This window comes from Janthinobacterium sp. UMAB-60, from assembly GCF_900095235.1.
In the GTDB taxonomy this organism is placed as follows: Bacteria; Pseudomonadota; Gammaproteobacteria; order Burkholderiales; family Burkholderiaceae_D; genus Janthinobacterium.
On sequence record NZ_LT607482.1, the window covers coordinates 351,311 to 374,370 of the forward strand.

At 62.4% G+C, this 23,060-nt stretch carries 26 protein-coding genes; 13 read left to right on the forward strand and 13 right to left on the reverse strand.

The window, feature by feature from the left end; all coding sequences use genetic code 11:
* Position 1: 1 nt before the first annotated feature.
* From K0F86_RS01590 to K0F86_RS27280, 6 genes are all read right to left on the reverse strand, one after another.
* The gene (locus K0F86_RS01590) at positions 2 to 499 is read right to left on the reverse strand and encodes a hypothetical protein (RefSeq protein ID WP_219132635.1); all 498 of its coding nucleotides are present in this window, start codon (positions 497 to 499) and stop codon (positions 2 to 4) included.
* A 13-nt stretch (positions 500 to 512) separates the two neighbouring features.
* Positions 513 to 1,013: a hypothetical protein gene (locus K0F86_RS01595; protein ID WP_219132636.1), complete on the reverse strand. Its 501-nt coding sequence runs from the start codon at positions 1,011 to 1,013 to the stop codon at positions 513 to 515.
* Between the two features lie 518 nt (positions 1,014 to 1,531).
* On the reverse strand, positions 1,532 to 2,047 hold the full coding sequence (locus K0F86_RS01600; RefSeq protein ID WP_219132637.1) for a hypothetical protein: 516 nt from the start codon (positions 2,045 to 2,047) through the stop codon (positions 1,532 to 1,534).
* Between the two features lie 13 nt (positions 2,048 to 2,060).
* Positions 2,061 to 2,495, reverse strand: a complete 435-nt coding sequence (locus K0F86_RS01605) for a hypothetical protein (RefSeq protein WP_219132638.1) — start codon at positions 2,493 to 2,495, stop codon at positions 2,061 to 2,063.
* A gap of 76 nt (positions 2,496 to 2,571) precedes the next feature.
* Entirely contained in the window at positions 2,572 to 3,042 is a 471-nt protein-coding gene (locus tag K0F86_RS01610) for a hypothetical protein (RefSeq protein WP_219132639.1), read from the reverse strand.
* A complete protein-coding gene (locus tag K0F86_RS27280) occupies positions 3,017 to 4,087 on the reverse strand; it encodes a hypothetical protein (RefSeq protein ID WP_257571937.1) in 1,071 nt (356 codons plus the stop codon). The genes K0F86_RS01610 and K0F86_RS27280 overlap by 26 nt, the downstream gene beginning before the upstream one ends.
* A 119-nt stretch (positions 4,088 to 4,206) precedes the next feature.
* On the opposite strand from K0F86_RS27280, the gene K0F86_RS01620 reads away from it, so the two are divergent.
* The 9 genes from K0F86_RS01620 to K0F86_RS01660 all read left to right on the forward strand — a co-directional run bounded on the left by K0F86_RS01620 (position 4,207) and on the right by K0F86_RS01660 (position 15,504).
* Positions 4,207 to 4,821: a GNAT family N-acetyltransferase gene (locus tag K0F86_RS01620; protein ID WP_219132640.1), complete on the forward strand. Its 615-nt coding sequence runs from the start codon at positions 4,207 to 4,209 to the stop codon at positions 4,819 to 4,821.
* 58 nt (positions 4,822 to 4,879) lie between these two features.
* Positions 4,880 to 6,559 carry an amidohydrolase gene (locus K0F86_RS01625; protein WP_219132641.1) on the forward strand — a complete coding sequence of 560 codons (1,680 nt, stop codon included), beginning with the start codon at positions 4,880 to 4,882 and terminating at the stop codon, positions 6,557 to 6,559.
* A 150-nt stretch (positions 6,560 to 6,709) separates the two neighbouring features.
* A complete protein-coding gene (gene hutU / locus K0F86_RS01630) occupies positions 6,710 to 8,413 on the forward strand; it encodes a urocanate hydratase (RefSeq protein ID WP_219132642.1) in 1,704 nt (567 codons plus the stop codon).
* 8 nt (positions 8,414 to 8,421) lie between these two features.
* Positions 8,422 to 9,981 carry a histidine ammonia-lyase gene (gene hutH / locus K0F86_RS01635; RefSeq protein WP_219132643.1) on the forward strand — a complete coding sequence of 520 codons (1,560 nt, stop codon included), beginning with the start codon at positions 8,422 to 8,424 and terminating at the stop codon, positions 9,979 to 9,981.
* 20 nt (positions 9,982 to 10,001) lie between these two features.
* Positions 10,002 to 10,790 (forward strand): N-formylglutamate deformylase, encoded by a 789-nt coding sequence (gene hutG, locus K0F86_RS01640; protein ID WP_219132644.1) that lies wholly within the window; start codon positions 10,002 to 10,004, stop codon positions 10,788 to 10,790.
* On the forward strand, positions 10,775 to 12,163 hold the full coding sequence (locus K0F86_RS01645) for a formimidoylglutamate deiminase (protein ID WP_219132645.1): 1,389 nt from the start codon (positions 10,775 to 10,777) through the stop codon (positions 12,161 to 12,163). The genes hutG and K0F86_RS01645 overlap by 16 nt, the downstream gene beginning before the upstream one ends.
* Complete coding sequence (locus tag K0F86_RS01650; protein WP_219132646.1) at positions 12,163 to 12,738, forward strand: HutD family protein; 576 nt, start codon at positions 12,163 to 12,165, stop codon at positions 12,736 to 12,738. Before K0F86_RS01645 ends, K0F86_RS01650 begins: the two co-directional genes overlap by 1 nt.
* A gap of 12 nt (positions 12,739 to 12,750) precedes the next feature.
* Positions 12,751 to 13,977 carry an imidazolonepropionase gene (gene hutI / locus K0F86_RS01655; RefSeq protein WP_219132647.1) on the forward strand — a complete coding sequence of 409 codons (1,227 nt, stop codon included), beginning with the start codon at positions 12,751 to 12,753 and terminating at the stop codon, positions 13,975 to 13,977.
* Between the two features lie 81 nt (positions 13,978 to 14,058).
* Complete coding sequence (locus K0F86_RS01660; RefSeq protein ID WP_219132933.1) at positions 14,059 to 15,504, forward strand: glycine betaine ABC transporter substrate-binding protein; 1,446 nt, start codon at positions 14,059 to 14,061, stop codon at positions 15,502 to 15,504.
* Positions 15,505 to 15,515: 11 nt separating this feature from the next.
* On the opposite strand, the gene K0F86_RS01665 is transcribed toward K0F86_RS01660, so the two are convergent.
* Complete coding sequence (locus K0F86_RS01665) at positions 15,516 to 15,695, reverse strand: hypothetical protein (RefSeq protein ID WP_034746290.1); 180 nt, start codon at positions 15,693 to 15,695, stop codon at positions 15,516 to 15,518.
* Positions 15,696 to 15,709: 14 nt separating this feature from the next.
* Here K0F86_RS01665 and K0F86_RS01670 point away from each other — a divergent pair, with 14 nt between their 5' ends.
* Both K0F86_RS01670 and K0F86_RS01675 read left to right on the forward strand, forming a co-directional pair.
* Positions 15,710 to 15,898, forward strand: coding sequence for a hypothetical protein (locus K0F86_RS01670; protein ID WP_219132648.1), 189 nt, complete (start codon positions 15,710 to 15,712; stop codon positions 15,896 to 15,898).
* Positions 15,899 to 15,926: 28 nt separating this feature from the next.
* The gene (locus K0F86_RS01675) at positions 15,927 to 16,064 is read left to right on the forward strand and encodes a hypothetical protein (protein ID WP_157751284.1); all 138 of its coding nucleotides are present in this window, start codon (positions 15,927 to 15,929) and stop codon (positions 16,062 to 16,064) included.
* Between the two features lie 295 nt (positions 16,065 to 16,359).
* On the opposite strand, the gene K0F86_RS01680 is transcribed toward K0F86_RS01675, so the two are convergent.
* From K0F86_RS01680 to K0F86_RS01695, 4 genes are all read right to left on the reverse strand, one after another.
* Positions 16,360 to 16,866: a GNAT family N-acetyltransferase gene (locus tag K0F86_RS01680; protein ID WP_219132649.1), complete on the reverse strand. Its 507-nt coding sequence runs from the start codon at positions 16,864 to 16,866 to the stop codon at positions 16,360 to 16,362.
* Positions 16,863 to 17,807: a DMT family transporter gene (locus K0F86_RS01685; protein WP_219132650.1), complete on the reverse strand. Its 945-nt coding sequence runs from the start codon at positions 17,805 to 17,807 to the stop codon at positions 16,863 to 16,865. Before K0F86_RS01685 ends, K0F86_RS01680 begins: the two co-directional genes overlap by 4 nt.
* A 321-nt stretch (positions 17,808 to 18,128) precedes the next feature.
* Positions 18,129 to 18,578, reverse strand: coding sequence for a glycine zipper 2TM domain-containing protein (locus K0F86_RS01690; RefSeq protein WP_071321907.1), 450 nt, complete (start codon positions 18,576 to 18,578; stop codon positions 18,129 to 18,131).
* A 137-nt stretch (positions 18,579 to 18,715) separates the two neighbouring features.
* Positions 18,716 to 19,144: a DUF962 domain-containing protein gene (locus K0F86_RS01695; RefSeq protein ID WP_219132651.1), complete on the reverse strand. Its 429-nt coding sequence runs from the start codon at positions 19,142 to 19,144 to the stop codon at positions 18,716 to 18,718.
* On the opposite strand from K0F86_RS01695, the gene K0F86_RS01700 reads away from it, so the two are divergent.
* Together K0F86_RS01700 and K0F86_RS01705 are read left to right on the forward strand one after the other, a co-directional pair.
* Entirely contained in the window at positions 19,143 to 20,171 is a 1,029-nt protein-coding gene (locus K0F86_RS01700) for a tellurite resistance TerB family protein (protein WP_219132652.1), read from the forward strand. The genes K0F86_RS01695 and K0F86_RS01700 overlap by 2 nt on opposite strands.
* A 66-nt stretch (positions 20,172 to 20,237) precedes the next feature.
* Complete coding sequence (locus tag K0F86_RS01705) at positions 20,238 to 20,750, forward strand: DNA-deoxyinosine glycosylase (protein WP_219132934.1); 513 nt, start codon at positions 20,238 to 20,240, stop codon at positions 20,748 to 20,750.
* Positions 20,751 to 20,764: 14 nt separating this feature from the next.
* On the opposite strand, the gene K0F86_RS01710 is transcribed toward K0F86_RS01705, so the two are convergent.
* Positions 20,765 to 21,973 carry a hypothetical protein gene (locus K0F86_RS01710; RefSeq protein ID WP_257571938.1) on the reverse strand — a complete coding sequence of 403 codons (1,209 nt, stop codon included), beginning with the start codon at positions 21,971 to 21,973 and terminating at the stop codon, positions 20,765 to 20,767.
* A gap of 105 nt (positions 21,974 to 22,078) precedes the next feature.
* A complete protein-coding gene (locus K0F86_RS01715) occupies positions 22,079 to 22,945 on the reverse strand; it encodes an HDOD domain-containing protein (protein WP_100874542.1) in 867 nt (288 codons plus the stop codon).
* Between the last annotated feature and the right edge of the window lie 115 nt (positions 22,946 to 23,060).

The following is a 23,060-nucleotide window of genomic DNA, read 5'->3' on the forward strand; positions in this document are numbered from 1 at the left end:
GCTAGGGAGGAGGTGGGCAAACTTCATCTATCCAGGCCTGCATGTCGCTGTTGATGGGGATGACTTGCTGGCCGCCATCCGCCGTAGCTCTCACGCAGAATTTTCCTTGGTAACCATAGGTTGGATCGGACGAATCTTTGGGGCTGCCATTCAGGAATACGCTATAGAAATGCCCAGGAATCAGTTTTTCAGCGCGTATGCCCGTCGCACCGGTAGGCAGGCTGCCATAGCGTATGCATGTGCTGGCACGGATGGGTAACGCCATTTCTGGCGGTAGGGAGAACCCCCATACTTCTTTTACCGTTTGCACGGACATGTCTGAAACCATGAGTGCGCCAAGAAATGGCAGGCCATTGCGCGCCTCTTCTTTTTTTGTAATGGAGAAGCAGGGCGTGCCGTTGACAGAGTGAATGTGGGCATCAGCGATGCGCGACCATGCCGAGGCATTGACGTTCGTCAAGGCGGCAAGCAGGAATAACAGTGTGTGACGATATGGCATGGCGATCCTTGCACTATCTGATGAGCGAATGCTCCGGGCAACTATCCTGTTTCCATGCTGGCGTGTCGCTGCCAATGGCGATGATTTTTCGTTCACCAGCGGGCGTGGCAACTATGCAAAATTTCCCCATGTAGCCATAGGTGGGGTCGGAAGGATCATTTGGTCTTCCATTGAGGAAAATGCTGTAGACCCGTCCTGTTTGCAGTTCAGGGGCGGGCATGCCGTTCGCTCCCTGAGGAAGATCACCATAGAGAAGGCAGCTTTTTGACGAGAGCGGTACTTTTTTTCCACCAGTCATATAAAAACTCCACACACCAACGACGGGCTTTTCTGAGAGGTCTGAAATACTGAGTGCTCCCAGGAGTGGCTGGCCGTTACGCTGCTCTTCCGTCTGCGAGATGGTGAAGCAGGGTGTGCCATTCACTGAACTGATGTCAGCATCGGCGATGCGCGATGTTGCACAGGCATGCAGGCCGAGGAACATGAGCAGTATGAACAGGGCATTCTGTTGCAAGGAGATTATGTTTTTCCTATTTCTGAACGGGACAGATTTCATCTATCCAAGCTTGGCTATCGCTGTCGATACGAAGAATCTTGCGCTCCCCGGAGATGCCTGTCATTAAGCAAAACTTGCCTACGTAACCGCGAGTAGGATCTGAAGGATCGGCTGGCCTACCGTTCAGGAAGACGTCATACATGCGCCCCGTTTTCAGCGGCGGCGCTTTGGGCGGCTTGACCTCTGCCGTTGCGGGAGCAAGCCCATACAAAAGGCAGGACTTGGCATGCACAGGGATAGTTGCTGTGCCCGGTAAAAGAAAAGACCATACTTTGACTGCAGGCTTGACGGATACATCTGTCAGTACGACCGCACTAATCTGCGGAACCCCGTTGCGTGCTTCTTCTTTTTAGAAATAGAGAAACAGGGAGTGCCGTTTTTTAGCTGTACTTCCGCATATGCCATGCGGGAGGTGGCCGAGGCACTCATGCTGGTCAGAAAGATAAGCATCAATTGGGTCTTGTTGCAGTTGGGCATTATTGGCCCTTTTGTGCTTGGAGGTTTGCTGGACAAACTTCATCGATCCAGGCCTGCATGTCGCGCTTGATGGGAATGACCTGTTGACCGCTGTTAGCTGTCTCGATGAGACAGAATTTCCCTTTGTAGCCGTAGGTCGAGTCAGACGGGTCATCCGGCCTGCCATTCAAAAAAACGCTGTACATCCTGTCTGTTTTCAGCATTGTCGCGGCAGTCGATTCGGCTCCTGCCGGTACTTGGCCATACAAATAGCAGGTTTTCGCATGCATGGGGAGGGTCGTCGCTCCAGGGAGAATGAAGGACCAGACCTTTACAGGCGGCTTTATGGAGATATCGTAAACCATGAGTGCGCCCAGCATTGGAGTTCCATTGCGGCGTTCTTCTTTTTTTGAAATGCTAAAGCATGGTATGCCTTTGAATGAGCTAATCTTGGCTTCTGCCATGCGCGACCACGCCGAGGCATCCATGCTCGTCAAGGTCGCCAGCAGACAAAGACTAAGGTGGCGATGATTCATTGCATGCCTTGCGTTATCGGGAAGAATTTCTTGCTGGGCACGTATCATCCATCCAGGCCTGTGTATCGCTTTTGATGACGACGAGGCGTGGCTTGGCAGAGACCTGCTGTACGAGACAGAACTTTGCCACATATCCATAGGTAGGATCGGCAGGATCGGCTGGCCTGCCATTCAGAAATACCTCGTACATCCTGCCGGTCTTCAATTCAGGCGCGGGCGCGGCGTCGGCATGTGCCGGAATATTTCCATAGAGAATGCAATCTGTTGAAGACAGCGGAATTTTCTTACCGTCCGTCATGAGAAACCCCCATATTTCCGTCGTTGGCTTGACCGTCACATCGGACACGCTCAAGGCGCCGAGGAAGGGCTGGCCGTTGCGCCTCTCTTCCTGTTTGGAAATGCTGAAGCAGGGCACGCCATTGATCGAGGTAACTTCGGCATCGGCCATGCGTGATCGCGCGCAGCTTTTCATGCTCGTGAACGCGAGCAGTATGCACAGTGTTTTATGACGCAAGGGCATGATGCTAATAAGGCGTCGGGCAGACTTCATCGATCCAGGCCTGCATGTCGCTGTTGATGGGGATGACTTGCTGGCCGCCATCCGCCGTAGCTCTCACGCAGAATTTTCCTTGGTAACCATAGGTTGGATCGGACGGATCTTTAGGGCGGCCATTCAGAAATACGCTATAGAAATGTCCTGGAACAAGACTTTTTGGTTTGATTCCTGTAGCAGTAGGGGGTAAATCTCCATAACGAATGCACGAATCTGCATGGATTGGAATAGGCCAATCTGGAGGTGCAGAGAAAGACCATACCTTCTTGACGGGTTGAACGGATAGATCGGAAACGATCAATGCCCCGAGCATTGGTGTGCCATTGCGTGCCTCTTCTTTTTTTGTAATGGAAAAGCACGGCATTCCGTTTGAAGTAGTGACGACGGCATATGCCATACGTGAAAAGGCGGATCCGTCAGGGGATATCGAATAAAGGCTCATGGTCGATATTGTTACCAGGAAGATTTTTTGGATTTTTTCGATTTTTAAAGAAATCACCGAGTACCTCTTCAAAAGTTTTTTGAGAGTTCTTATATTTCTGTTGGACCATTGCTTCAGTAGAATCTAAAAATTTCAGCACAAAGTAGTCTGCAATTAAATCTCCTTGAGCTTCCATATTGTGATCGGCCAGTTTTTGATTTGCTAGCAAAACGTATGTATAGTCCAGGCCGAGACGAATGGCACCACGTATCTTTACTGGATAGTTGAGTTGATACTGCCAAATATGAACCATTTCGTGGATGAACCAATGCTTCCGATGATCATCCTCCTTTGAGAAATCCTCCCGATACTCCGACTCATGAAAATACATCTCCCCATCCGGCGTCATGGCCACGTTCTTGGGCTGCCAGTTAAACCATAGATACGGCTCGCCATGCACCTTGACCTTGCCATAGTCGATCGCATCCTGGAACAGCATCCACGCCATGTCGATCTCGCCCTTGGTCAGCGGGCGAACCTTGTCTTTCACTTTGACCTGTTTGACGGACGAACCGACGTCCTTGTCGGTCGTCTTGATGCCTTCCAGTTGGACGACCTTGATGGCTGGCGCAGCATGTTTTGGCGCGGCGGCGCAGCATGGCGATTTATCCGCGTGCGGCAGGAATTCGGCCTGGGTAATCAGCGCTTCCTGCTTGCTGGCCACGCGCCCCGTGCGGCCCTTTGCATCCGTCGTCCCCGTCCACGTTTCGCCATTGCTCAAGGTGAGCCGGTAGTCGGCGTGCGCCAGCGGCACGCTGGTTGGCGAGACGAATTCCAGCTGCTCGTCGTAGCCGCAGCACCAGCATTCGTCGGGCTGGCCGGCCAGGCGGTGCAGTTCGCAGCCGCTAGTCGCGTTGCGCAGGGTGGCGCCCAGCACGGGCCGACCGTCGGCGCTGAAGGTGACGATCATGCTGTCGAAGTGCGCGCCCAGGCTTTTCTTTTGGTGCGCCACGAGCTTGAAGAACACGTCGCAAGCGGTGGTGCTGATGACATGGTGCCTGGCCATGGGAGCTCCCCGTTAAAACGCCAGCGTAGGACAGCGGCGGTGGGGAAGTATTGACCAGGCGCAAGGCCTGCGCGCTTGCGCTAAGATGCCGGGCGTTTTAATACAAAGAAAGAGATCCCATGTCCAGCCCATCCAACATCGAATTTCCCCGCATCGCCCGCAGCCTGGCCGCCGCCCTGATCGGCGACCCGTTCTACCGCGTCGTCACGGTGGCATGCGGCGAGGACGAAGCGGCGCGGCTGGAAATGCTGACGGCGTACTTTGCGCTGGCGCTGGACGAGGGCGAGCAGGCGGGCCGCGTCGACCTGGCTGATGACGCGGGCAATGGGGCGGCCATCTGGACCACGGATACGCCGTCGGCCCAGCGCCAGGCCGCGTATGCGCAGCGCGAAGCCGCCTTGCGCAACTTGCTGGGGGAGCGCGGCTTCGCGCATTTCACGGCCATCGTCGAGAACATGGAGCACGCGCTGGCGCCGCATGGTCTGCAGGACGCGTGGTACCTGTCGATCGCCGGCATCGCCCCGGACGCGCAGGGCCGGGGATTGGGCGCATCCGTGCTGGCGCCTGGCCTGGCGGCCGTCGATGCGGCGGGCGCCACGTGCTTCCTGGAGACCTACAACGAGCGCAGCCTGCCGTTCTATGGCCGCCTGGGCTTCGCGGTGGCGGGGCGTTACGCGGAAGCCGTCACGGGCTGCGATTACTGGCTGATGCTGCGGCAACCATCTGCTGCCTGATTGACCATTTTGCCAATTTCTATACACTCGTCTTTTCATTCAAGACCTGGAGATGGAAATGCCGACCCTGCCACTGCGCCGCACCCTGCTCGTTCTCGCCTGCCTTGGCACGCTGGCCCACGCCCACGCCCACGCCGATACCGTCATCGACAATGCCAACGGCTACACGCTCGACGCGCACGGCAAGGTGGTCCGCTTCACGGCGCTGGCCTTTGACGACGCTGGCAAGCTGCTCGCCGTCGGCAGCGCCGCGCAGGTGAAACGCAAGGCGGCCAAGGGCGCCAAGCACGTCGACGTGCAGGGCAAGACCGTGCTGCCTGGCCTGATCGACGCGCACGGCCACGTGTTTGGCCTGGGGACGATCGCCAGCGGCGTGATGCTGTACGGTTCCGCGTCGCTGCAGGCCGCCGTGCAGGCCGTGGGCGACTTCGCCCGCGCGCATCCCGAGCGCAACTGGGTCGTCGGCAATGGCTGGAACCAGGAAATCTGGAAGCTGGGGCGCTTTCCCACGGCCTTTGAGCTCGATGCGGCGGAAAGCGCGCGGCCCGTGTGGCTGCGCCGGGTCGATGGCCACGCGGGCTGGGCCAACAGCCGCGCGCTGGCGCTGGCCGGCATCACGCGCGCCACACAAGACCCTGCGGGCGGCAAGATAGTCCGCGATGCGGACGGCAACGCCACCGGCGTGCTGGTCGACAGCGCCATGGACTTGATGGATGCCGTGCTGCCCAAGCCCGGTGACGTGGAAAACCGCGCCGCCCTCGATGGCGCGCTGGCGCAGCTGTCACAGGTGGGCCTGACCAGCGTGCACGATGCGGGCATCGGCCAGATGCAGGACCGATTGTTCCGCGACTATGCGGACCACGGCAAGCTGACGGTGCGCGTGTACGGCATGATCGCCGACACGACGGACGACTTCGACGCGCTGTCGAAAAACGGTCCCTTGAACAGCTACGCGCGCGACATGTACGCCTTGCGCGCCGTCAAACTGCTGTCCGACGGCGCCCTGGGCAGCCGCGGCGCGGCGCTGCTGGCGCCGTACAGCGACGATCCGACCACCAGCGGCCTGCTGTTCTTCAAAGATGACGCCATGCGCGCGAAGATGGAAAAAGCCATGCGCGCCGGCTACCAGGTGAACGTGCACGCCATCGGCGACGCGGGCAACCATCAAATCCTCGACGGCTATGAAGCCTTGATCGCGCAGTACCGCGGCGCGGGCCTGCGCCACCGCATGGAACATGCGCAGGTGGTGCAATTGAGCGACATCCCCCGTTTCAAGACCTTGGGCATCGTGCCGTCGATGCAGCCGACGCACGCCACGTCCGACCAGAACATGGCGGAGCAGCGCGTGGGCCATGAGCGCATCAAGGGTGCGTATGCGTGGCGCACCTTCCTCCAGCAAGGTTCGCGCATCGCCTGCGGATCGGACTTCCCCATCGAGTCGCCGAATCCGTTCGAGGGCATCCACGCGGCCGTCACGCGGCAAAACAGCGACGGTTTCCCGGCCGGTGGCTGGTATCCGCAGCAAGCCATGACGGTGACGCAGGCGCTGCGCTGCTTCACCCTGGACGCGGCCTGTGCGGCGCACCAGGAAAAGGTCATCGGCACGCTGGAAGCGGGAAAATGGGCGGATTTCATCGTCGTCGACCAGGACCTGTTCAGGGTGGCGCCGAACGCCATCGGCAAGACGCAGGTGCTGCAGACGTGGGTGGCGGGCCAGCGCGTGTTCGAGAAAAAATGAGGGCTGGGGTCAGACCCGCCGGGTCTGCCCCCAAAGAAAACCTGTTGACTTGGTTGTATAGACAACCTATGCTGGGAGTACCAGAGCGGGCCAGGTATCGGGCCACGTATCGGGCCAGATACGCCCGCTCGCACCCTACGAGGAGACAGCATGAACAGCACAATGGACACCGATCCACGCTTTGATGCCAGCCGTACCATCCGCGCGCCGCGCGGCACGGTCATGGCTTGCAAGAGTTGGCAGGCCGAGGCGGCCTACCGCATGTTGCAAAACAACCTGGACCCGGAAGTGGCGGAAAATCCGCAGCATCTGGTCGTCTACGGCGGCATCGGCCGCGCGGCCCGCAACTGGGCCTGTTTCGACCAGATCCTCGCTTCTCTGCGCGAACTGGAAGATGACCAGACCTTGCTGATCCAGTCCGGCAAGCCGGTGGGCGTGTTCCAGACGCACGCGGACGCGCCGCGCGTGCTGATTGCCAACTCCAACCTGGTGCCGAAATGGGCCAACTGGGAACACTTCAACGAACTCGATCGGCAAGGCCTGTTCATGTACGGCCAGATGACGGCCGGCAGCTGGATTTACATCGGCACGCAGGGCATCGTGCAGGGCACGTATGAAACCTTCGCCGAAGCGGGCCGCCAGCACTTTGGCGGCGACTGGGGCGGGCGCTGGATTTTGACGGCGGGCCTGGGCGGCATGGGCGGCGCGCAGCCGCTGGCCGCCACCATGGCCGGTGCCGTGTCGCTCAATATCGAATGCCAGCAAAGCAGCATCGACTTCCGTTTGCGCACGCGCTACCTGGACAAGCAGGCAGCCAGCCTGGATGAAGCTTTGGCGCTGGTCAAATACCACACCGAACGCAAGGAAGCCATTTCCATTGGCCTCCTGGGCAACGCGGCCGAAGTGCTGCCGGAACTGGTACGCCGCGCCAAGGCGGGCGGCCTGGTGCCGGACCTGGTGACGGACCAGACGTCCGCGCATGACCTGGTCAACGGCTATTTGCCACGCGGCTGGAGCGTGTCGGACTGGAAGGCGGCGCAGCAGGATCCGCAGCGCCATGCGCGCCTGACGGTGGCCGCCGCCGATTCCTGCGCCGCCCACGTGCAAGCCATGCTCGATTTCCACGCCATGGGCGTGCACACTGTCGATTACGGCAACAACATCCGCCAGGTGGCGTTCGACCAGGGCGTACAGAACGCCTTCGACTTCCCCGGCTTCGTGCCCGCCTACATCCGCCCGCAATTTTGCGAAGGGCGGGGGCCATTCCGCTGGGTGGCCCTGTCGGGCGACCCGGAAGACATTTACAAGACGGATGCGAAGATCAAGCAGCTGTTCCCGCACCACACGCAGGTACACCACTGGCTGGACATGGCGCGCGAGCGCATCGCCTTCCAGGGCCTGCCGGCGCGCATCTGCTGGCTGGGACTGGGCGAGCGCCACATCGCCGGCCTGGCCTTCAACGAAATGGTGCGCACGGGCGAGCTGAAGGCGCCCATCGTCATCGGCCGCGACCACCTGGACACGGGTTCCGTCGCCAGCCCGAACCGCGAGACGGAAAGCATGAAGGACGGCACGGACGCCGTCTCCGACTGGCCGCTGCTGAACGCCATGCTGAACACGGCCGGCGGTGCCACCTGGGTCTCGCTGCACCATGGCGGCGGCGTGGGAATGGGGTATTCTCAGCATGCGGGCATGGTCATCGTGGCCGACGGCACGGAAGGCGCGGCGAAACGCCTGGCCAGGGTGCTGGTCAACGACAGCGGCTCGGGCGTGATGCGCCATGCCGATGCCGGCTACGAAACAGCGGCCGCCTGCGCCAAGCGCAACGGCCTGATTCTCCCCATGATGAAGTGAAAGCGAAGATGACACAGCACTCAAAAAGTTGGACGTTAAAACCCGGCGCGATGACCCTGGCCGATTTGCGCGCCGTATGGGCCGCGCCCGCGAAACTGATCCTCGCCGCCGAGGCGTATCCCGTCATCGAGGCGTCGGCCGCCGCCGTGCAAGCCATCGTCGCCAAGGGCGATGCGGCCTACGGCATCAACACGGGCTTCGGCCTGCTTGCCAAGACGCGCATCCCCGATGCAAAGCTGGAGCAATTGCAGCGCAACCTGATCCTGTCGCATTCCGTCGGCACGGGTGAGCTGCTGTCGGACGCCGTCGTGCGCCTGATCATGCTGATGAAGATCGGCAGCCTGGCGCGCGGCTATTCCGGCGTGCGCCCGCTGATCGTCGATACCCTGATCGCGCTGTACAACGCGGGCATCATGCCGGCCATTCCCGCCAAGGGTTCCGTCGGCGCCTCGGGCGACCTGGCGCCGTTGTCGCACATGACGCTGGCCATGCTGGGCGTGGGCGACGTGCGCGTCAACGGCGAATTGATGCCGGCCCCCGAGGCGCTGGCGCAGGCGGGCATCGCACCCGTGGTGCTGGCGGCAAAAGAGGGCCTGGCGCTGATCAACGGCACGCAGGTGTCGAACGCGCTGACGCTGCATGGCCTGTTCATGGCCGAACGCCTGCTGGAAGCGGCCATGGTCACGGGCGCGCTGTCGCTTGACGCGGCCAAGGGCAGCGATGCGCCGTTCGACGCGCGCGTGCATGCCGTGCGTGGACAGCCGGGACAGATCCTGGCCGCGCAGATGTACCGCCAGCTGGTGGCGCACAGCGCGATCCGCGCCTCGCACCTGGAAGGCGACGAGCGCGTGCAGGATCCGTACAGCCTGCGCTGCCAGCCGCAAGTCATGGGCGCCTGCCTGGACCTGATTGGTAACGTCGGCCGCACCCTGCTGATCGAAGCCAACGCCGTCACGGACAATCCGCTGATCTTCCAGGACGGTCCCAACGGCCAGGCGGAAATCGTCTCGGGTGGGAACTTCCACGCCGAACCTGTCGCCTTTGCGGCCGACACGCTGGCGCTGGCGATCGCCGAAATCGGCGCGCTGGCCGAGCGCCGCATCGCGCTGCTGATCGACGCCACGCTCTCGGGCCTGCCGCCCTTCCTCGTGCGCGATCCGGGCGTCAATTCCGGCTTCATGATCGCCCATGTGACGGCTGCCGCGCTGGCGTCGGAAAACAAGTCGCTCGCGCATCCGGCCAGCGTCGACAGCCTGCCCACGTCCGCCAACCAGGAAGACCATGTGAGCATGGCCACGTTCGCCGGGCGCCGCCTGGACGACATGGCGCACAACACGGCCGTCATCGTCGGCATCGAGCTGCTGGCCGCCGCGCAGGGCATCGATTTCCACCGCCCGCTGAAAACCTCGCCGCACCTCGAACATGTGCATCACCAGCTGCGCCAGAAGGTGCCGTTCTTCGATGCCGACCGCTTCTTCGCGCCCGATATCGAAGCGGCCAAGCAGATGGTGCTGCACGGTGAGTTGAGCAGCACGTGCAAGAATTTGTTCGCCCCGCTGTACGCCTGAGCGGGCGCAAGGAGACAAGCATGGATTTCCGCTTCAACGAAGGCAGCATCCCGCTGCTCGTGTCGATGCCCCACGTGGGCACCGACATACCGGACGATATCGCCGCGCGCATGACGCCGCAGGCCTTGATCAAGGCCGACACGGACTGGCATTTGCGCGAGCTGTATGGTTTTTTGCACGAGATGGATGCGTCCGTGCTGTCGGCGCGCTGGTCGCGCTACACCATCGACTTGAACCGCCCGCGGGAAGACACGAATCTGTATCCGGGCCAGGATACGACGGGCTTGCTGCCCAACGATACGTTTCATCGCGAGCCGCTGTACCTGGCCGGCCGCGAACCCGATGCGACCGACGTGCAGCACCGGTTGCAGCGCTACTGGGCGCCGTATCATGTGCAACTGCGCGCGGAACTGGACCGGCTGCTGCGCGTGCATGGCGCCGTGGTGCTGTGGGATGCCCATTCCATCGCTTCGCACGTGCCGCGCTTCTTTGACGGCAAGCTGCCCGACCTGAACTTCGGCACGGCCGATGGCGCCAGCTGCGATGCGGGTCTGACGTCCGCCGTGGTCGACATCGCGCGCGCGCAGGATGCATTTACCGTGGCGCTCAACGGCCGCTTCAAGGGCGGCCATATCACGCGCCATTACGGCCAGCCGGACAAGCGCGTGCAGGCGATCCAGCTGGAGATGTGCCAATGTGTGTACATGGACGAGACGGCGCCGTTCGGCTACCGGCCCGACCTGGCGACAAAGGTGCAGCCGCTGCTGCGTCAGATGATGGAAGCGGCCGTGGCATGGGTGGCGCATTGAGTACCTGTCTGTTCGCGCGCCATGCGCTGCTGCCGCAGGGCTGGCGCCGCGACGTGCTGCTGGAATGGGACGCGGCTGGCGATTTGACGGCGGTGACGGAGAGCGCCACAGTGCCGCCCGGCGCAGAAGTGGCCGAGTATGTCTTGCCCGGCATGGTGAACCTGCATTCGCATGCGTTCCAGCGGGCGCTGGGCGGCATGACGGAGATTGCAGGTGACGAGGTTAATCATGTAGCGGATAGCTTCTGGACCTGGCGCGAGCTGATGTACCGCTTCGCGCGCCACATCACGCCGGAACAGATGGAGGCCATCGCCGCGCAGCTGTTTGCGGAATGCCTGCGCCATGGCTACACGTCCGTCTGCGAATTTCACTACCTGCAGCGCGATATGGCCGGCGCGCTGTATGCGCGTCCCGCCGAAACGGCGGAGCGGGTGCTGGCGGCGGCGCGCCTCAGCGGCATCGGCATGACCATGCTGCCCGTGCTGTACAGCCATGCGGGCTTCGGCGAGCAGCCCCTCAAACCCGAGCAGGCGCGCTTTCGCACGGACGCCGACGACGTCTTGCGCATTATCGAGGCGCTGGCGCCGCAGCGCGGCGGGCAGGTGGAAGTGGGCTTCGCGCCCCATTCGCTGCGCGCGGCCGGCGTGGCGCAGATCCGCGCAGTGGCGCAAGCGCTGCCAGCGGGCCGCCCCATCCACATCCATATCGCCGAGCAGCAGGGCGAAGTGCGCCAGTGCCTCGACTACAGTGGCCGGCGCCCGGTGCAGTATTTGTACGATCAGGTCGACGTCGATGCGCGCTGGTGCCTCGTGCATGCGACGCATGTGCAGCCCGACGAGGTGGCGCTGATGGCCGCCAGCGGCGCCGTGGCGGGCCTGTGCCCGACGACGGAGGCGAACCTGGGCGACGGCCTGTTTCCGCTGGCCGAATTCATCGGCGCCGGCGGGCGTTTCGGCGTCGGCAGCGACAGCCATGTGTCGCAGTCGCCCGTGGAAGAGTTGCGCTGGCTCGAATACGGCCAGCGCTTGCAGCGCCAGCAGCGCAATGTGGCCGCCACGCCGCATGAGCGCCATGTGGGCGACTATCTGTGGCAGGCCGCCTTGCAGGGCGGCGCGCAGGCGTCCGGACGCAAGCTTGGCGCCCTGGCGCCGGGCTGCCGCGCCGACCTGCTGGTGCTCGACGACGCGCACGTGAACCTGTGCGGCGTGGCCATCGCCGATGTGCTGGGCAGTTTTATCTTTTGCGGCAACGACACGCTGGTGCGCGACGTGCTGTGCGGCGGCCGGTGGCAGGTGCGCGGCGGGCGCCACGTGGCGCAGGACGCCATCGCCACTGCCTACAAGCGCACCCTGGCGCAACTGAGGGCGCTCTGATGGCGACCTTCATCCCACAGGAATACCTGCGCGCCGCGCCGTGGAAAAACGGCGGCGGCAGCACGACGGAAATCGCCATTTCGCCAGCGGGCGCCAGCCTGATGGAATTCGACTGGCGTATCAGCCTGGCGACGATCACGGCCAGCGGGCCGTTTTCCAGCTTTCCCGGCATCGACCGCAGCCTGATGCTGGTCGATGGCGACAGCGTGCAGCTGACGCTCGACGGTACGCGCAAGGTAATCTTGAGCGCGGCGCAACCGATGCTGTGGTTTCCCGGCGAGGCCGCCGTGGAGGCGCAGGTCAAGGGACCGACGACGGATTTCAATGTGATGACGCGGCGCGACCGCTGCCGCCACCAGTTGGAAAAAATCACGGCGCCGGGCAGGCTGGCGCGGCGCAGCGCGGCGACCTTGCTGTTCGTCGCCGGCGAGGGTGCCGTGCTGGCGCGCGGTGGCGAGCAGCAGTTCGCGCTGGCCCGCTACGACGCCTTGCTGCTGGACGCCGACGATGCGCAGGAATGGCGGCTCGACGCCTTGCAGCGCACGGCCGTGTTGTGCGTCGACCTGTTTACCTAGGAGAGAAAAGCCATGCAAGACTGGGATATGGTCATCCACAACGTCCACCTGGCCACCATGGAACATGGCTACGCCGAACTGCTCGACGCGGCCATCGCCGTCAAGGATGGGCGCATCGCCTGGTTCGGCCCCGGCGACGAGCTGCCGGCCAGCGGCGCGGTGCTGATTGACGGCCAGGGCTGCTGGCTGACGCCCGGCCTGATCGACTGCCACACGCATATCGTCCACGCGGGCAACCGCAGCGACGAATTCGAGGCGCGCCTGAATGGCACCAGCTATGAAGACATCAGCCGCGCCGGCGGCGGCATCATGTCCACCGTGCGCGCCACGCGCGCGGCCAGCGACGACGAGTTGCTGCGGCAAAGCCTGCCCCGCGTGCTGGCGCTGCTGGCCGAGGGTGTGACCACCCTGGAGATCAAGTCCGGCTACGGCCTGGATGCGGACAGCGAGGCGAAGATGCTGCGCGTGGCGCGCAGGATAGGCGAACAGCTACCCGTATCCGTGCGCACCACCTTCCTCGGCGCGCACGCGCTGCCGCCCGAGTATGCGGGCCAGCCTGACGCGTATATCGAGCTGCTGTGCACGCAGATGCTGCCCCGGCTGGCCGGCGATGGCCTGGTTGACGCCGTCGACGCGTTTTGCGAACGCATCGGCTTTACGCCGGCACAAACGCAGCGGGTGTTCGAGGCGGCGCGGGCGCTGGGCTTGCCCGTCAAATTGCATGCGGAGCAGCTGTCGGACCTGGGCGGCGCGGCCTTGGTGGCCAGTTACGGCGGCCTGTCGGCCGACCATCTGGAATTCCTGTCGGAAGAGGGCGTCGCCGCCATGGCGCAGCATGGCACGGTGGCCGTGCTGCTGCCGGGCGCGTATTATTTTTTGCGCGAGACGCAGCCGCCGCCTGTCGCGGCATTGCGCGCGGCCGGCGTGCCGATGGCCGTGTCCACCGATTGCAATCCGGGTACCTCGCCCATGACGTCCTTGCTGCTGGCGATGAACATGGCGTGCACCTTGTGGCGGCTGACGCCGCAGGAAGCGCTGGCCGGTGTTACGTGCCATGCGGCGCGCGCGCTGGGCTTGCAGCATGAAACGGGCAGCCTGGCGGTGGGCAAGCGCGCCGATTTCGCCCTGTGGCGTATCGCGCGTCCGGCCGACCTGGCGTATGCGCTGGGCCTGAACCCGTGCGCGGGCGTGGTGCACGGCGGTGTCTGGCGCGCGCCGGTGGTAAGCTTGCCGGATTGATCATCCGCCCTGGAGCGCCGCGTGCGTGCTGCTTATTTGCCGTTTTACTTGCTGTTCTTGCTAGTCTTCGCCGCCGTGCCCATGTCCTCCCTTGCCATGGATGGCGGCACCCTGAAGGTGGGCTCGAAGCGCTTCACGGAATCGTATATTCTCGGTGAAATCGTCAAGCAGAGCGCCGCGCCGCACGTCGCGGTGGAACACCGCCAGGGCCTGGGCAACACGGCCATCGTGCTCGCCGCACTGCAGGCGGGCAGCATCGACGTGTATGCCGAATACATGGGCACCATCGCCAGCGAAATCCTCAAGCACGACAAACCGATTGATCTGGAACAGATGCGGCGCGAACTGGCGGCGCTGGGGCTGGGCGTGGCCGTGCCGCTGGGCTTTAATAATACCTATGCGCTGGCCATGCGCGGTGATGAAAAATCCATTACGAGCCTGGCGCAACTGGCGCAGCACCCGGCCCTGACATTCGGCCTGTCGCATGAATTCATCGGCCGCGTCGATGGCTGGCCGGGCCTGGCCGCGCGCTATGGCTTGCCGCAGCGCCCGCGCGGACTCGATCACGGCATCGCCTATGAAGCGCTGGCGCAGCATCAGGTGGACGTGATCGACATTTATTCGACGGACGCGAAGATCCGCCAGTACGGCTTGCGCGTGCTGGCCGACACGCGGCAGTACTTTCCCCGCTACGACGCCATGCTCTTGTACCGGCTCGACTTGCCGCCGCGCTTTCCCGCCGCCTGGCAAGCCTTGCAAGGGCTGCAGGGGCGCATCAGCGAGGGTGACATGATCGCCATGAATGCGGCCGTGGAAATCGATGGCAAGCGTTTTTCTGACGTGGCGCACCAGTGGCTGGCCTCCGGCTCGCAGGCAAGCAAACCGTCCGCCGCGCGCAGCAAGCTGCTCGATAAAATCATCGGCGATGATCTGTGGACCCTGACGCGCCAGCATGTGACCCTGGTGTTGCTGTCGGTGGCGCTGGCCTGCCTGATCGGCATTCCGCTGGGCGTGCTGGCGGCGTTTTCGGCGCCGCTGCGGCAAACGGTGCTGGCCTTCGTCGGCGTGCTGCAGACGGTGCCGTCGCTGGCCCTGCTGGCGATCTTGATCCCCGTGCTGGGCATGATCGGTACCGTGCCGGCGCTGGTGGCGCTATTCGTGTATGCCTTGCTGCCCATCGTGCGCAACACGTGCACGGGCATCTTGCAGGTGCCGCAAGGCCTGCGCATGGCGGCGCTGGCGCTGGGCTTGAGCCGGCGTGACCGCCTGCTGCACGTGGACTTGCCGCTGGCCTTGCCCGTCATGCTGGCGGGCGTGAAAACGGCGGCCGTGATGAGCGTGGGCACGGCCACCATCGCCGCCTTCATCGGCGCGGGCGGCTATGGCGAACGCATCACCATCGGCCTGGCGCTGAACGACAACGACATGCTGCTGGCCGGCGCGATCCCCGCCGCCGTGCTGGCCCTGCTGACGCAAGGCTTGTTCGAGCTGGTGGAGCGCTGGGCCGTGGCCGGCCGGCAGCGCTGACGGCATCACGGTTACAACGAGTGCAGTTTCGAGCGCACCGAGACGACGGCCTGGTGCAGGATGCGTTCGGCCTGGAAGTCGTTCTCGCGCTGTTCGGCGATGGCTTGCAAGTCGCGCGTGTAGCGTTCCAGGCGGGAACGCAGGTAGGCGCGGTAGATTTTCATGACGAGCGGTTTGGCAGAGACATTCATGATGTGGCTCCCGTATGCGTAACGATTCGTTCATTGATTCGTCCATTGTGTGTGAGCGCATTGCCGCCATTTTGCGTCGCATCAAACGCCAGCGCGCCGTCACTTTGACGCGTTTGATATTGCGCAATGCCCCACCAGCAGAAGATGCCACACTGAATCTTCCCTGCCTGGCCATCATCGGCCGCAGGCTCTGTTTTTCCTGATTGCTACAAAAAACTCAAGGAGCGTCGCATGGTCATTTTTGCCGTGGTTGCTGGCTGCATCGCCTGCCTGACAGTGTACCAAATCTATAAAAATGCGCAGGGTGGCAGTGGGGTTGCGCAACAACATATCGGCTTGCACGGCACGTTGATTGAACCACGGAAATAATCAGTGTCATCCGAGCGACACTTGCTTAGCGGATTTAAGTCAAATGTAAGGCCCGGTAAGCAAATGTAAAGGTCGACGCGGTGACCAGTCGTAGCGTTTATATTGATAACCGTTGATTGCATTCTCCCCCTCCCACTTGACAATGGGTTCACCCCGCGGTGCCGCTAGCCCGCGGGGATTTTTTTGGGAACTTACTGCGCGGCGCGCCTTGCGGCCTGCGATGCTCACTGTACCTAGCGTACAGTTCCGCTTCTCGGCCACAAATCGCATCCGCTCGCTACAGTTCCCCCTCCAATCAGGCCGCTTTCGGCGTGCCCGCCGACAATTGCGTCAAGGCATCACCAGCGACCCGGCAGATGCGCCAGTCCGGCATCACGTCCGCGCCCATGCCCTGGTAGAAGTTGATCGCGTTTTCATTCCAGTCCAGCACTGACCATTCGAAGCGGCCGCAATCGCGTTCGACGGCCAGTTGCGCCAGCGCCACCAGCATCTGCTTGCCATAGCCCTTACCGCGCACCGATTGCTTCACATACAGGTCTTCCAGGTACAGCCCTTTGCGGCACAGGAAGGTGGAAAAATTATGGAAGAACAGGGCGAACGTCACTACCTCGCCATCTTCCTCGCCGACCAGCGCTTCGCACGCGGGGTGCTTGCCGAACAGGCTGTCGTGCAGCATGGATTCTTTGGCGATCATCATGTGTTCAAGTTTTTCAAACACGGCCAGTTCATGGATCATGCCGAAGATGGCGGCCACGTCGGTTTCCTGGGCGGGACGGATGGCGAGGGAGGAAGAGGTGCTCATGTTGCCTTTGCTGATGGAGTGGTGGAAAGGGAGGCGACGGCAGCCGTCTTGCGCGCGCCCGAGGTCAGGGCCCAGGCCACGCTGGACAGGCACAGCAGCATGCCCACCCATTCGATGGGAGCGGGCCGGTAATGTTCGAATTGCACCGACAGCAGCACGGAAATGACGGGCGTGACGACGCCGATGTACACGGTCTTTTGCGTGCCGATGCGGGCGATTAAAGTGAAATACGCGCTGAAGGCGATCACCGAGCCGAAGATGGCCAGATAGACCAGTCCCATCCAGTAACTGGGGCGCGTGGGCAACTGCCAGGACTGGCCCGTGGCGCTGGCCCAGGCGGCCACCATCAAGGTGCCCCACAACATGGTCCAGGCCATGGTCAGCATCACATTGCCGGACTGTTCGCGCACTTTCATGACGAGGGCATTGCCGGCCGTACTGGAAATGGTGGCCACCAGCGCCAGGATAAAGCCGAGCAGGAAATGACCATTGCCGCCGCCGAGAATATCGTGCAGCGCCGCGCCGATGGACTGGTAAAACAGCAGCACGATGCCGCAGATGGCAACGAACGCGGCGCAGCAGGTGCTCCAGGTAATCGGCGTGCCGAAGGCGATGCGGTTGAGCAAGGGCGTCCAGAACACCATCAGCGCGAACAGCACGCTGACGAGGGCCGAGACCAGGTATTGCTCCGAGCTGTAGGTGCATACATAGCTGAGGGCAAACGATGCCAGGCCTTGCAGCAGCATCCATTTTTGCGCGCGCCAGGGCAGGCGCAGGGTGTCCCCGCGCAGCGCGCACCAGGCGAACAGGGTGGCGGACGCCAGGCCGAAGCGGTAGACGACGGACACGGCGGGGGCGACGTCGCCCAGCTGCAAGGTGATGGCCCAGAAGGTGGAGCCCCAGATCAGGCAGGCAATGATGAACAGGAGAGGAGAGGACATCGCGCAAGTATACGGGCATCGCGCGGGGATGGCGAGTCTTGGTCGAGCTTGCTCAAAGAGCGGTCAGCAGACAGCCGGGCATTGAGCCAGCGCAGTGCTTCTGGAAAATGTTGAATTTATGAAAATATTTACTTTATTATCAAGTAAATATTTTCTGAATTGCATCTTTGAAGGGAGACCGCCATGCCAGCCTCACTGCAGATCAAAGTCTGGAGCCTGCTTGTGTATGTCGTTGTGACCGCCGTGATTGCCATCTGGCTGCACCCGTCTGCCTTGCTCGCTGCCGGCGCATTCGGCTGAGCGCATGCGCCGGCAAGCAGATCAATGCGTGACGCGGGTCTTGCGGCCATCGGACAGCAGGCGCACGCGCTCGCCCGGGCGGAACAGTTCGTCCGCGTCCTGCACGATGGCGCGCATGTCGCCATTGTCCAGGCGCACGGTGATTTCCAGGCCGGCCTTGTTCGAGGCATTCGCTTCGATGCTCTTGCCGGCCATGCCGCCGGCAACCGCGCCGAGGATACTGGCCGCGATGGCGCCCTTGCCGCCGCCGACCGCGGAACCGGCCACGCCGCCCAGTGCCGCGCCAGCCAGCACGCCCGTGCCCGTTTCGCCCTTGTCGATGGTGACCTGGCGCACGGATTCAACCGTGCCCATGCGAACCGATTGTTCATTCTGCGCCTGGCGCGCGTTGTACACATTCGCCGAGTTCGGTTGTACGGCGCAGCCGGCCAGGGTGGCGAGCAATGCCACTGCAATAATTGGTGCTTTCATGTGGGACTCCCTTGGACAAAAGTTAGTTGCCGATTACATTGACCGGCAGATGATGACTTATCATAAGGACACTTGCATCAGATAACTAGTTGCGAATAGTAAAAATCTGTTACCGGTTACGCGTGACGTCTTGCCGCTCAGTACGCCAGCCGCAGGCGCCGGTATAAAAATCCCAGCACGAACAGCGGACCCACGAGCAAAAAGCGCACATCGTCGAGGAACGACGGTTTCTTGCCTTCGATCTGGTGGCCGATGAACTGGCCTATCCAGGCCAGCACGAATAGCGCCAGCGACACGGGCAGAATGGTCAGCGCCGGCATGAGTAGCAGCAGGCCCAGCATGATGGCCAGCATCAGCAGCATGCCTGCCGCAAACGGACGCGACAGCTTGTAATAATAGTATAAGGCGAGAATACCGCCGAGCAGCGCCACGCTGGGATGCGCGCTCCACAGCAGCCCCAGCAGGCTGAAAACGATCAGCGGCACGCACACGATGTGCACCCATTCATTGACGTGGTTGCGGTGGCTTTCGCCATACTGGGCCAGCAGGGTATCGATGGTGCGCATGGGCGGTCTCTTGTGTGATGTTCTGGCTGGAAATTCTACACCGGAACACCAGCCGCCGAACGCAGTGTTCTGTGGTGGAATTGCTCAATTGCTAATTTCGCGTTATTATTTCCCGTTGGAAATATTCCCGTTCATCTCAAAGACATCCGTGACATCGCCCGCCAGCCTCCCTGATTACCAGCGCTATTCCATGGCGTCCCTGCAGCAAGCCCTGTCCGGCGCCGACGGCGCCGATGCGGCACGGCGCCAGCGCATCGAAGCGGAAATTGCCCAGCGCCAGCTGGATGACCATGCGGCAGAACAGCGCCAATGGGTAGCGCGGCCGCAGGACAAGCCGCTCGATCCCGCTACTGCCGCACTCGCGCAAGCGGCCAAGCCCCACTTGCAGTCGGCCGGCTATGTGCTGCTGTTCACGTGGGTCGTGTTGACCGTCAGTGCCTGGTCTGAAATCGCGCTGGCGGAGAGTCGGATGTATTTTGTTGGCGGTATCGAGTTGCTGATCTTTGGCATCTTCTTGTTGCGTGGCAACCTGCGCGCGGCGAGATGGCTGCGCTGGCTGATTGTTCTCTTGGTGCTCCCCACCGTGCTGGTGCTCGATTTCCTGTTCATGCAACCGCTGTCGCTGACCGTCACGCAGTTCAAGCTGGCGCCTGTCCGTCATGGCTGGCTGGTGCTGGAAACCGTGCTGTCGCTGTGGACCATGCATTACTTGTACCGTCAACTGGGGATGCCAGCTGTCATGGCCGCCTGCGATGCCAGGGGATACAGGCGGCGCGATCTGCGCATACCTGCCATTCTCGGGCTAATCCTGGGGATCAGCAGCGTTGGCATCGGGTTGGCGACCTTGCATGGCGAGACGGCGCGACAGGCGCGCACGATAGTGGCGCAGCGCTATGGATCGGGCTACCAATACCATGTCAATGGCATCGGCAATGCCGTCACACCGCAAGGCAGATTTCATACGGCACAGGTGCTGGTGTGGGATGACAAGGGCATCATGTCTGTGCCCGTGCAATGGCCCCAGTAAAATAGGCGCTACCCCCACTCCTGCAGGATGCCGCTTTTGACCCGCTTATTGTCTGTTGAACCGGCCATGCCGGACCCGCGCAAGCGCTGTTTCGATCCCGTCGTCGACGCCAATACGCGCTTGCTGATACTGGGCAGCCTGCCCGGCGAAAAATCGCTGGCGCACAGCCAGTACTATGCGCATCCGCAAAACAAATTCTGGATGCTGCTGGGCGAGGTGCTGGGCGTGGAGCTGAAGAGCCTGCCTTATGAAGAGCGTCTGGCCACCTTGCTGGCGCACGGCGTGGGCCTGTGGGACGTGGTGGCGCAGGCGCAGCGCGCGGGCAGCCTGGACAGCAATATCCGCTGCCGCGACGACAACGACTTGGTGGCCCTGGCCGCCAGCCTGCCGCGGCTGCACACGATCGCCTTCAACGGCGGCACGGCGGCGAAGCTGGGCGTCAAGGTGCTGGGCGAACATGCGCAGCGCTACCGCATCGTCAGCTTGCCGTCGAGCAGCCCCGCCTACACCTTGGCGTATGCGCAGAAATTGCAGGCATGGCTGTCGCTGCGTGGCCAACAGGCGCCGGCCGCGCACTGATTATGTCGCCGGTTTTACGCCGGCGCGTACGGCTGCGCTTCCACCGGCTGTCCCTTGGCGTCGAATTTCAGCGCCACGGACAGTTGCGTCACGCCGATGGTGGCCAGCGCATCGCAGATGTCGTCGACTTCTTCCTGCAGGTCGGCGGCCAGGTCCAGCGGCTTGTCGGCGCTGTGCAGCAGCTCGCCGCCCGCCGTGCTGACATTGACGCGCAACAGCATTTCGCCGTGTTCATCGGCCGGGCCGACGACCACCGAGACGTCGCCCGCATCAATGTTGTTTTCCGCCAGCGCGTGGTTGATGCCCGACATCATCTGCAGCATCGCATACTCGCTCATGCCTTGTTCCTTACCACCGTGGAACAGATCCTGGTACAAGAAGCTCACTTCCAGCGCGCTGCCGGCCGGCGCCAGGCAGCGTTTCACCAGGTCGCCCACTTCCGTCGTCCACTGCTGGTAGCGGGCCAGGCGCGCGTCGAACCAGGCGTCAAGCGCCGCTTCATCCTTCGGCTCCGCATAGAACGGGTCGTCCACGCGCTTGAGGGCAAAGCCCAGCAGGAAGCGCAGTTCGACGGCCGTGTCCTGCGGGCCGAAGGCCGTCTCGCTCCAGCCGACGATGCTGCCTTCCAGGCCCGGCGTGGCGACGATTTTCTTGTCCGTCATCGACGAGTACGCATCGCGCACCATCTCGTGCAAATGGCTATACGTGATGCGGTCGATTTCATCGAGGTCGTAGGCATGGCTCATCAAGACCACCTTGGCCTTGGCGCTTTCCAGTTGTGCCTGCTGGAAACTTTTCACCAACGCTTCGAAGGCGTCCTGGTCCTGGAAACTGTCCGCTTCCCGCAGGCCGCCCGTGTTTTGCACCAGCAACGGCACGACAAAGGCGTTGATTTCCATGGCCGGCGCATTTTCGCGGCGGATCACGGAAATGGACGCTGCTTCCTCGATATGGCTGCGCAAATACTGGTAGGCGCCCACGTCTTCGTACTTGGCGCGCTCGATGGCGTCGTACAGGATTTCATCCTTCTTTTGATTCAAGGCCTTGCGGATCAGGCGGCCGAATTCGACGGCTTGCTCGGCCAGCACCGTGCCCTGCGATTCGCTGTCTTCCTGCTCCGCCAGATTCAGGGCCATCGTGCAGAGCATGCGCGTGACGGACTCATCCTTGTCTTCAGGCGTGTTGGCGGATTTACGGGGGACAGGGCGCTTATTTTTGGGCATGGCGATCAACAGGTTAAGAAATACGGTCAGGCAAACGGAAACGGGCGCCAGGGCTCTGCCAGGCGCCGGGGCGGATCATACAGGCGGACGCGGCCGCCTGATACCTCAATGGTCGGTATCGAACATCTCGTGCAGCTCGTCGAGCAGGTCGGCGGCTTCTTCCTGCGACAGGCCGAGATGCTGGCAGGCAAGTTCGCCGCCCTTGTCCCACTCCAGCGAGGTACTGTTGCCATGGTAGCGCTGAATGCCCTTTTCGGCCAGCAGCGACAGGGCGACGAGCGAGCGGATGGCGTCGTCCGTGGACGGGTCGGCCAGCACCGTGTAGTCGTGGTGGTGCAAAATGGCCCAGGAGACATCGGAGGACAGGCCCCAGTTGCGCGCCAGCAAGCAGCCGATGGCCGCGTGGTTGGTCTGGTGGCGCGCGTCTTCCAGTGACGTAAAACAATTGTGTGCATCGTTGGCCGCCGCCGCGTACGTCTTGACGTAGTCGGGGAAGCGGTTCATCAGCAGGGGCACGCCGATATCGCAGAACAGGCCGAAGGTGTGGGCGATGTCGGGCGGGGCGATGCGCAGCTTGCGCGAGGTAAATACCAGGGCACGCGCGCGCTTGGCCGACACGTCCCAGAAGTTGGTCAGTTCCACGCCTTCCGCTTCCAGCGCCTGGCGCGCCAGCAAGCCCGTCATCATGGCGCTGCACTGGTTGATGCCGAGAAAGTTGATGCCTTGCTCGACGGATTTTGCCTTGCGCGCGGCGCCGTAGAACGGTGAATTCGCCAATTTCAGCAGGGCGCCGGACATGCCGACATCGTCGGCGATGATGCGCGCGATGCGGCGCGGCGACGGGTCCTGTTCCGCCAGTTCGCGCTGCAGGTCGACCAGCAGGCTGGGACGCGGCGGAATACGGATGGAACGCATCAAGGCGTCAACCGGATCTTCCTGCACTACCTGCTTTTGCGCTGCAGCTCTCATCATCACGCTTTCATCATCATTTTTGTGCCCGGTGCTTATTCTGTCGCGCTGCCGCTGCCCGCTTCATGAGCGTCTGACGCAGTGCCCAACGATTATCGCTGTTTATGCGTGGCAATAG

What these genes read in the sequence shown, in the direction of transcription:
- K0F86_RS01710 (WP_257571938.1), bottom strand. Translation starts at nt 21,973, where the DNA reads ATGCCCAAAAATAAGCGCCCTGTCCCCCGTAAATCCGCCAACACGCCT.
- K0F86_RS01670 (WP_219132648.1), top strand. Translation starts at nt 15,710, where the DNA reads ATGCGTAACGATTCGTTCATTGATTCGTCCATTGTGTGTGAGCGCATT.
- K0F86_RS01665 (WP_034746290.1), bottom strand. Translation starts at nt 15,695, where the DNA reads ATGAATGTCTCTGCCAAACCGCTCGTCATGAAAATCTACCGCGCCTAC.
- hutU (WP_219132642.1), top strand. Translation starts at nt 6,710, where the DNA reads ATGAACAGCACAATGGACACCGATCCACGCTTTGATGCCAGCCGTACC.
- K0F86_RS01645 (WP_219132645.1), top strand. Translation starts at nt 10,775, where the DNA reads ATGGGTGGCGCATTGAGTACCTGTCTGTTCGCGCGCCATGCGCTGCTG.
- K0F86_RS01690 (WP_071321907.1), bottom strand. Translation starts at nt 18,578, where the DNA reads ATGAAAGCACCAATTATTGCAGTGGCATTGCTCGCCACCCTGGCCGGC.
- K0F86_RS27280 (WP_257571937.1), bottom strand. Translation starts at nt 4,087, where the DNA reads ATGGCCAGGCACCATGTCATCAGCACCACCGCTTGCGACGTGTTCTTC.
- K0F86_RS01625 (WP_219132641.1), top strand. Translation starts at nt 4,880, where the DNA reads ATGCCGACCCTGCCACTGCGCCGCACCCTGCTCGTTCTCGCCTGCCTT.
- hutG (WP_219132644.1), top strand. Translation starts at nt 10,002, where the DNA reads ATGGATTTCCGCTTCAACGAAGGCAGCATCCCGCTGCTCGTGTCGATG.
- K0F86_RS01715 (WP_100874542.1), bottom strand. Translation starts at nt 22,945, where the DNA reads ATGATGAGAGCTGCAGCGCAAAAGCAGGTAGTGCAGGAAGATCCGGTT.
- K0F86_RS01620 (WP_219132640.1), top strand. Translation starts at nt 4,207, where the DNA reads ATGTCCAGCCCATCCAACATCGAATTTCCCCGCATCGCCCGCAGCCTG.
- K0F86_RS01680 (WP_219132649.1), bottom strand. Translation starts at nt 16,866, where the DNA reads ATGAGCACCTCTTCCTCCCTCGCCATCCGTCCCGCCCAGGAAACCGAC.
- hutH (WP_219132643.1), top strand. Translation starts at nt 8,422, where the DNA reads ATGACACAGCACTCAAAAAGTTGGACGTTAAAACCCGGCGCGATGACC.
- K0F86_RS01675 (WP_157751284.1), top strand. Translation starts at nt 15,927, where the DNA reads ATGGTCATTTTTGCCGTGGTTGCTGGCTGCATCGCCTGCCTGACAGTG.
- hutI (WP_219132647.1), top strand. Translation starts at nt 12,751, where the DNA reads ATGCAAGACTGGGATATGGTCATCCACAACGTCCACCTGGCCACCATG.
- K0F86_RS01590 (WP_219132635.1), bottom strand. Translation starts at nt 499, where the DNA reads ATGCCATATCGTCACACACTGTTATTCCTGCTTGCCGCCTTGACGAAC.
- K0F86_RS01605 (WP_219132638.1), bottom strand. Translation starts at nt 2,495, where the DNA reads ATGGCCGATGCCGAAGTTACCTCGATCAATGGCGTGCCCTGCTTCAGC.
- K0F86_RS01685 (WP_219132650.1), bottom strand. Translation starts at nt 17,807, where the DNA reads ATGTCCTCTCCTCTCCTGTTCATCATTGCCTGCCTGATCTGGGGCTCC.
- K0F86_RS01660 (WP_219132933.1), top strand. Translation starts at nt 14,059, where the DNA reads ATGTCCTCCCTTGCCATGGATGGCGGCACCCTGAAGGTGGGCTCGAAG.
- K0F86_RS01695 (WP_219132651.1), bottom strand. Translation starts at nt 19,144, where the DNA reads ATGCGCACCATCGATACCCTGCTGGCCCAGTATGGCGAAAGCCACCGC.
- K0F86_RS01610 (WP_219132639.1), bottom strand. Translation starts at nt 3,042, where the DNA reads ATGAGCCTTTATTCGATATCCCCTGACGGATCCGCCTTTTCACGTATG.
- K0F86_RS01650 (WP_219132646.1), top strand. Translation starts at nt 12,163, where the DNA reads ATGGCGACCTTCATCCCACAGGAATACCTGCGCGCCGCGCCGTGGAAA.
- K0F86_RS01700 (WP_219132652.1), top strand. Translation starts at nt 19,143, where the DNA reads ATGGGCGGTCTCTTGTGTGATGTTCTGGCTGGAAATTCTACACCGGAA.
- K0F86_RS01705 (WP_219132934.1), top strand. Translation starts at nt 20,238, where the DNA reads ATGCCGGACCCGCGCAAGCGCTGTTTCGATCCCGTCGTCGACGCCAAT.
- K0F86_RS01600 (WP_219132637.1), bottom strand. Translation starts at nt 2,047, where the DNA reads ATGAATCATCGCCACCTTAGTCTTTGTCTGCTGGCGACCTTGACGAGC.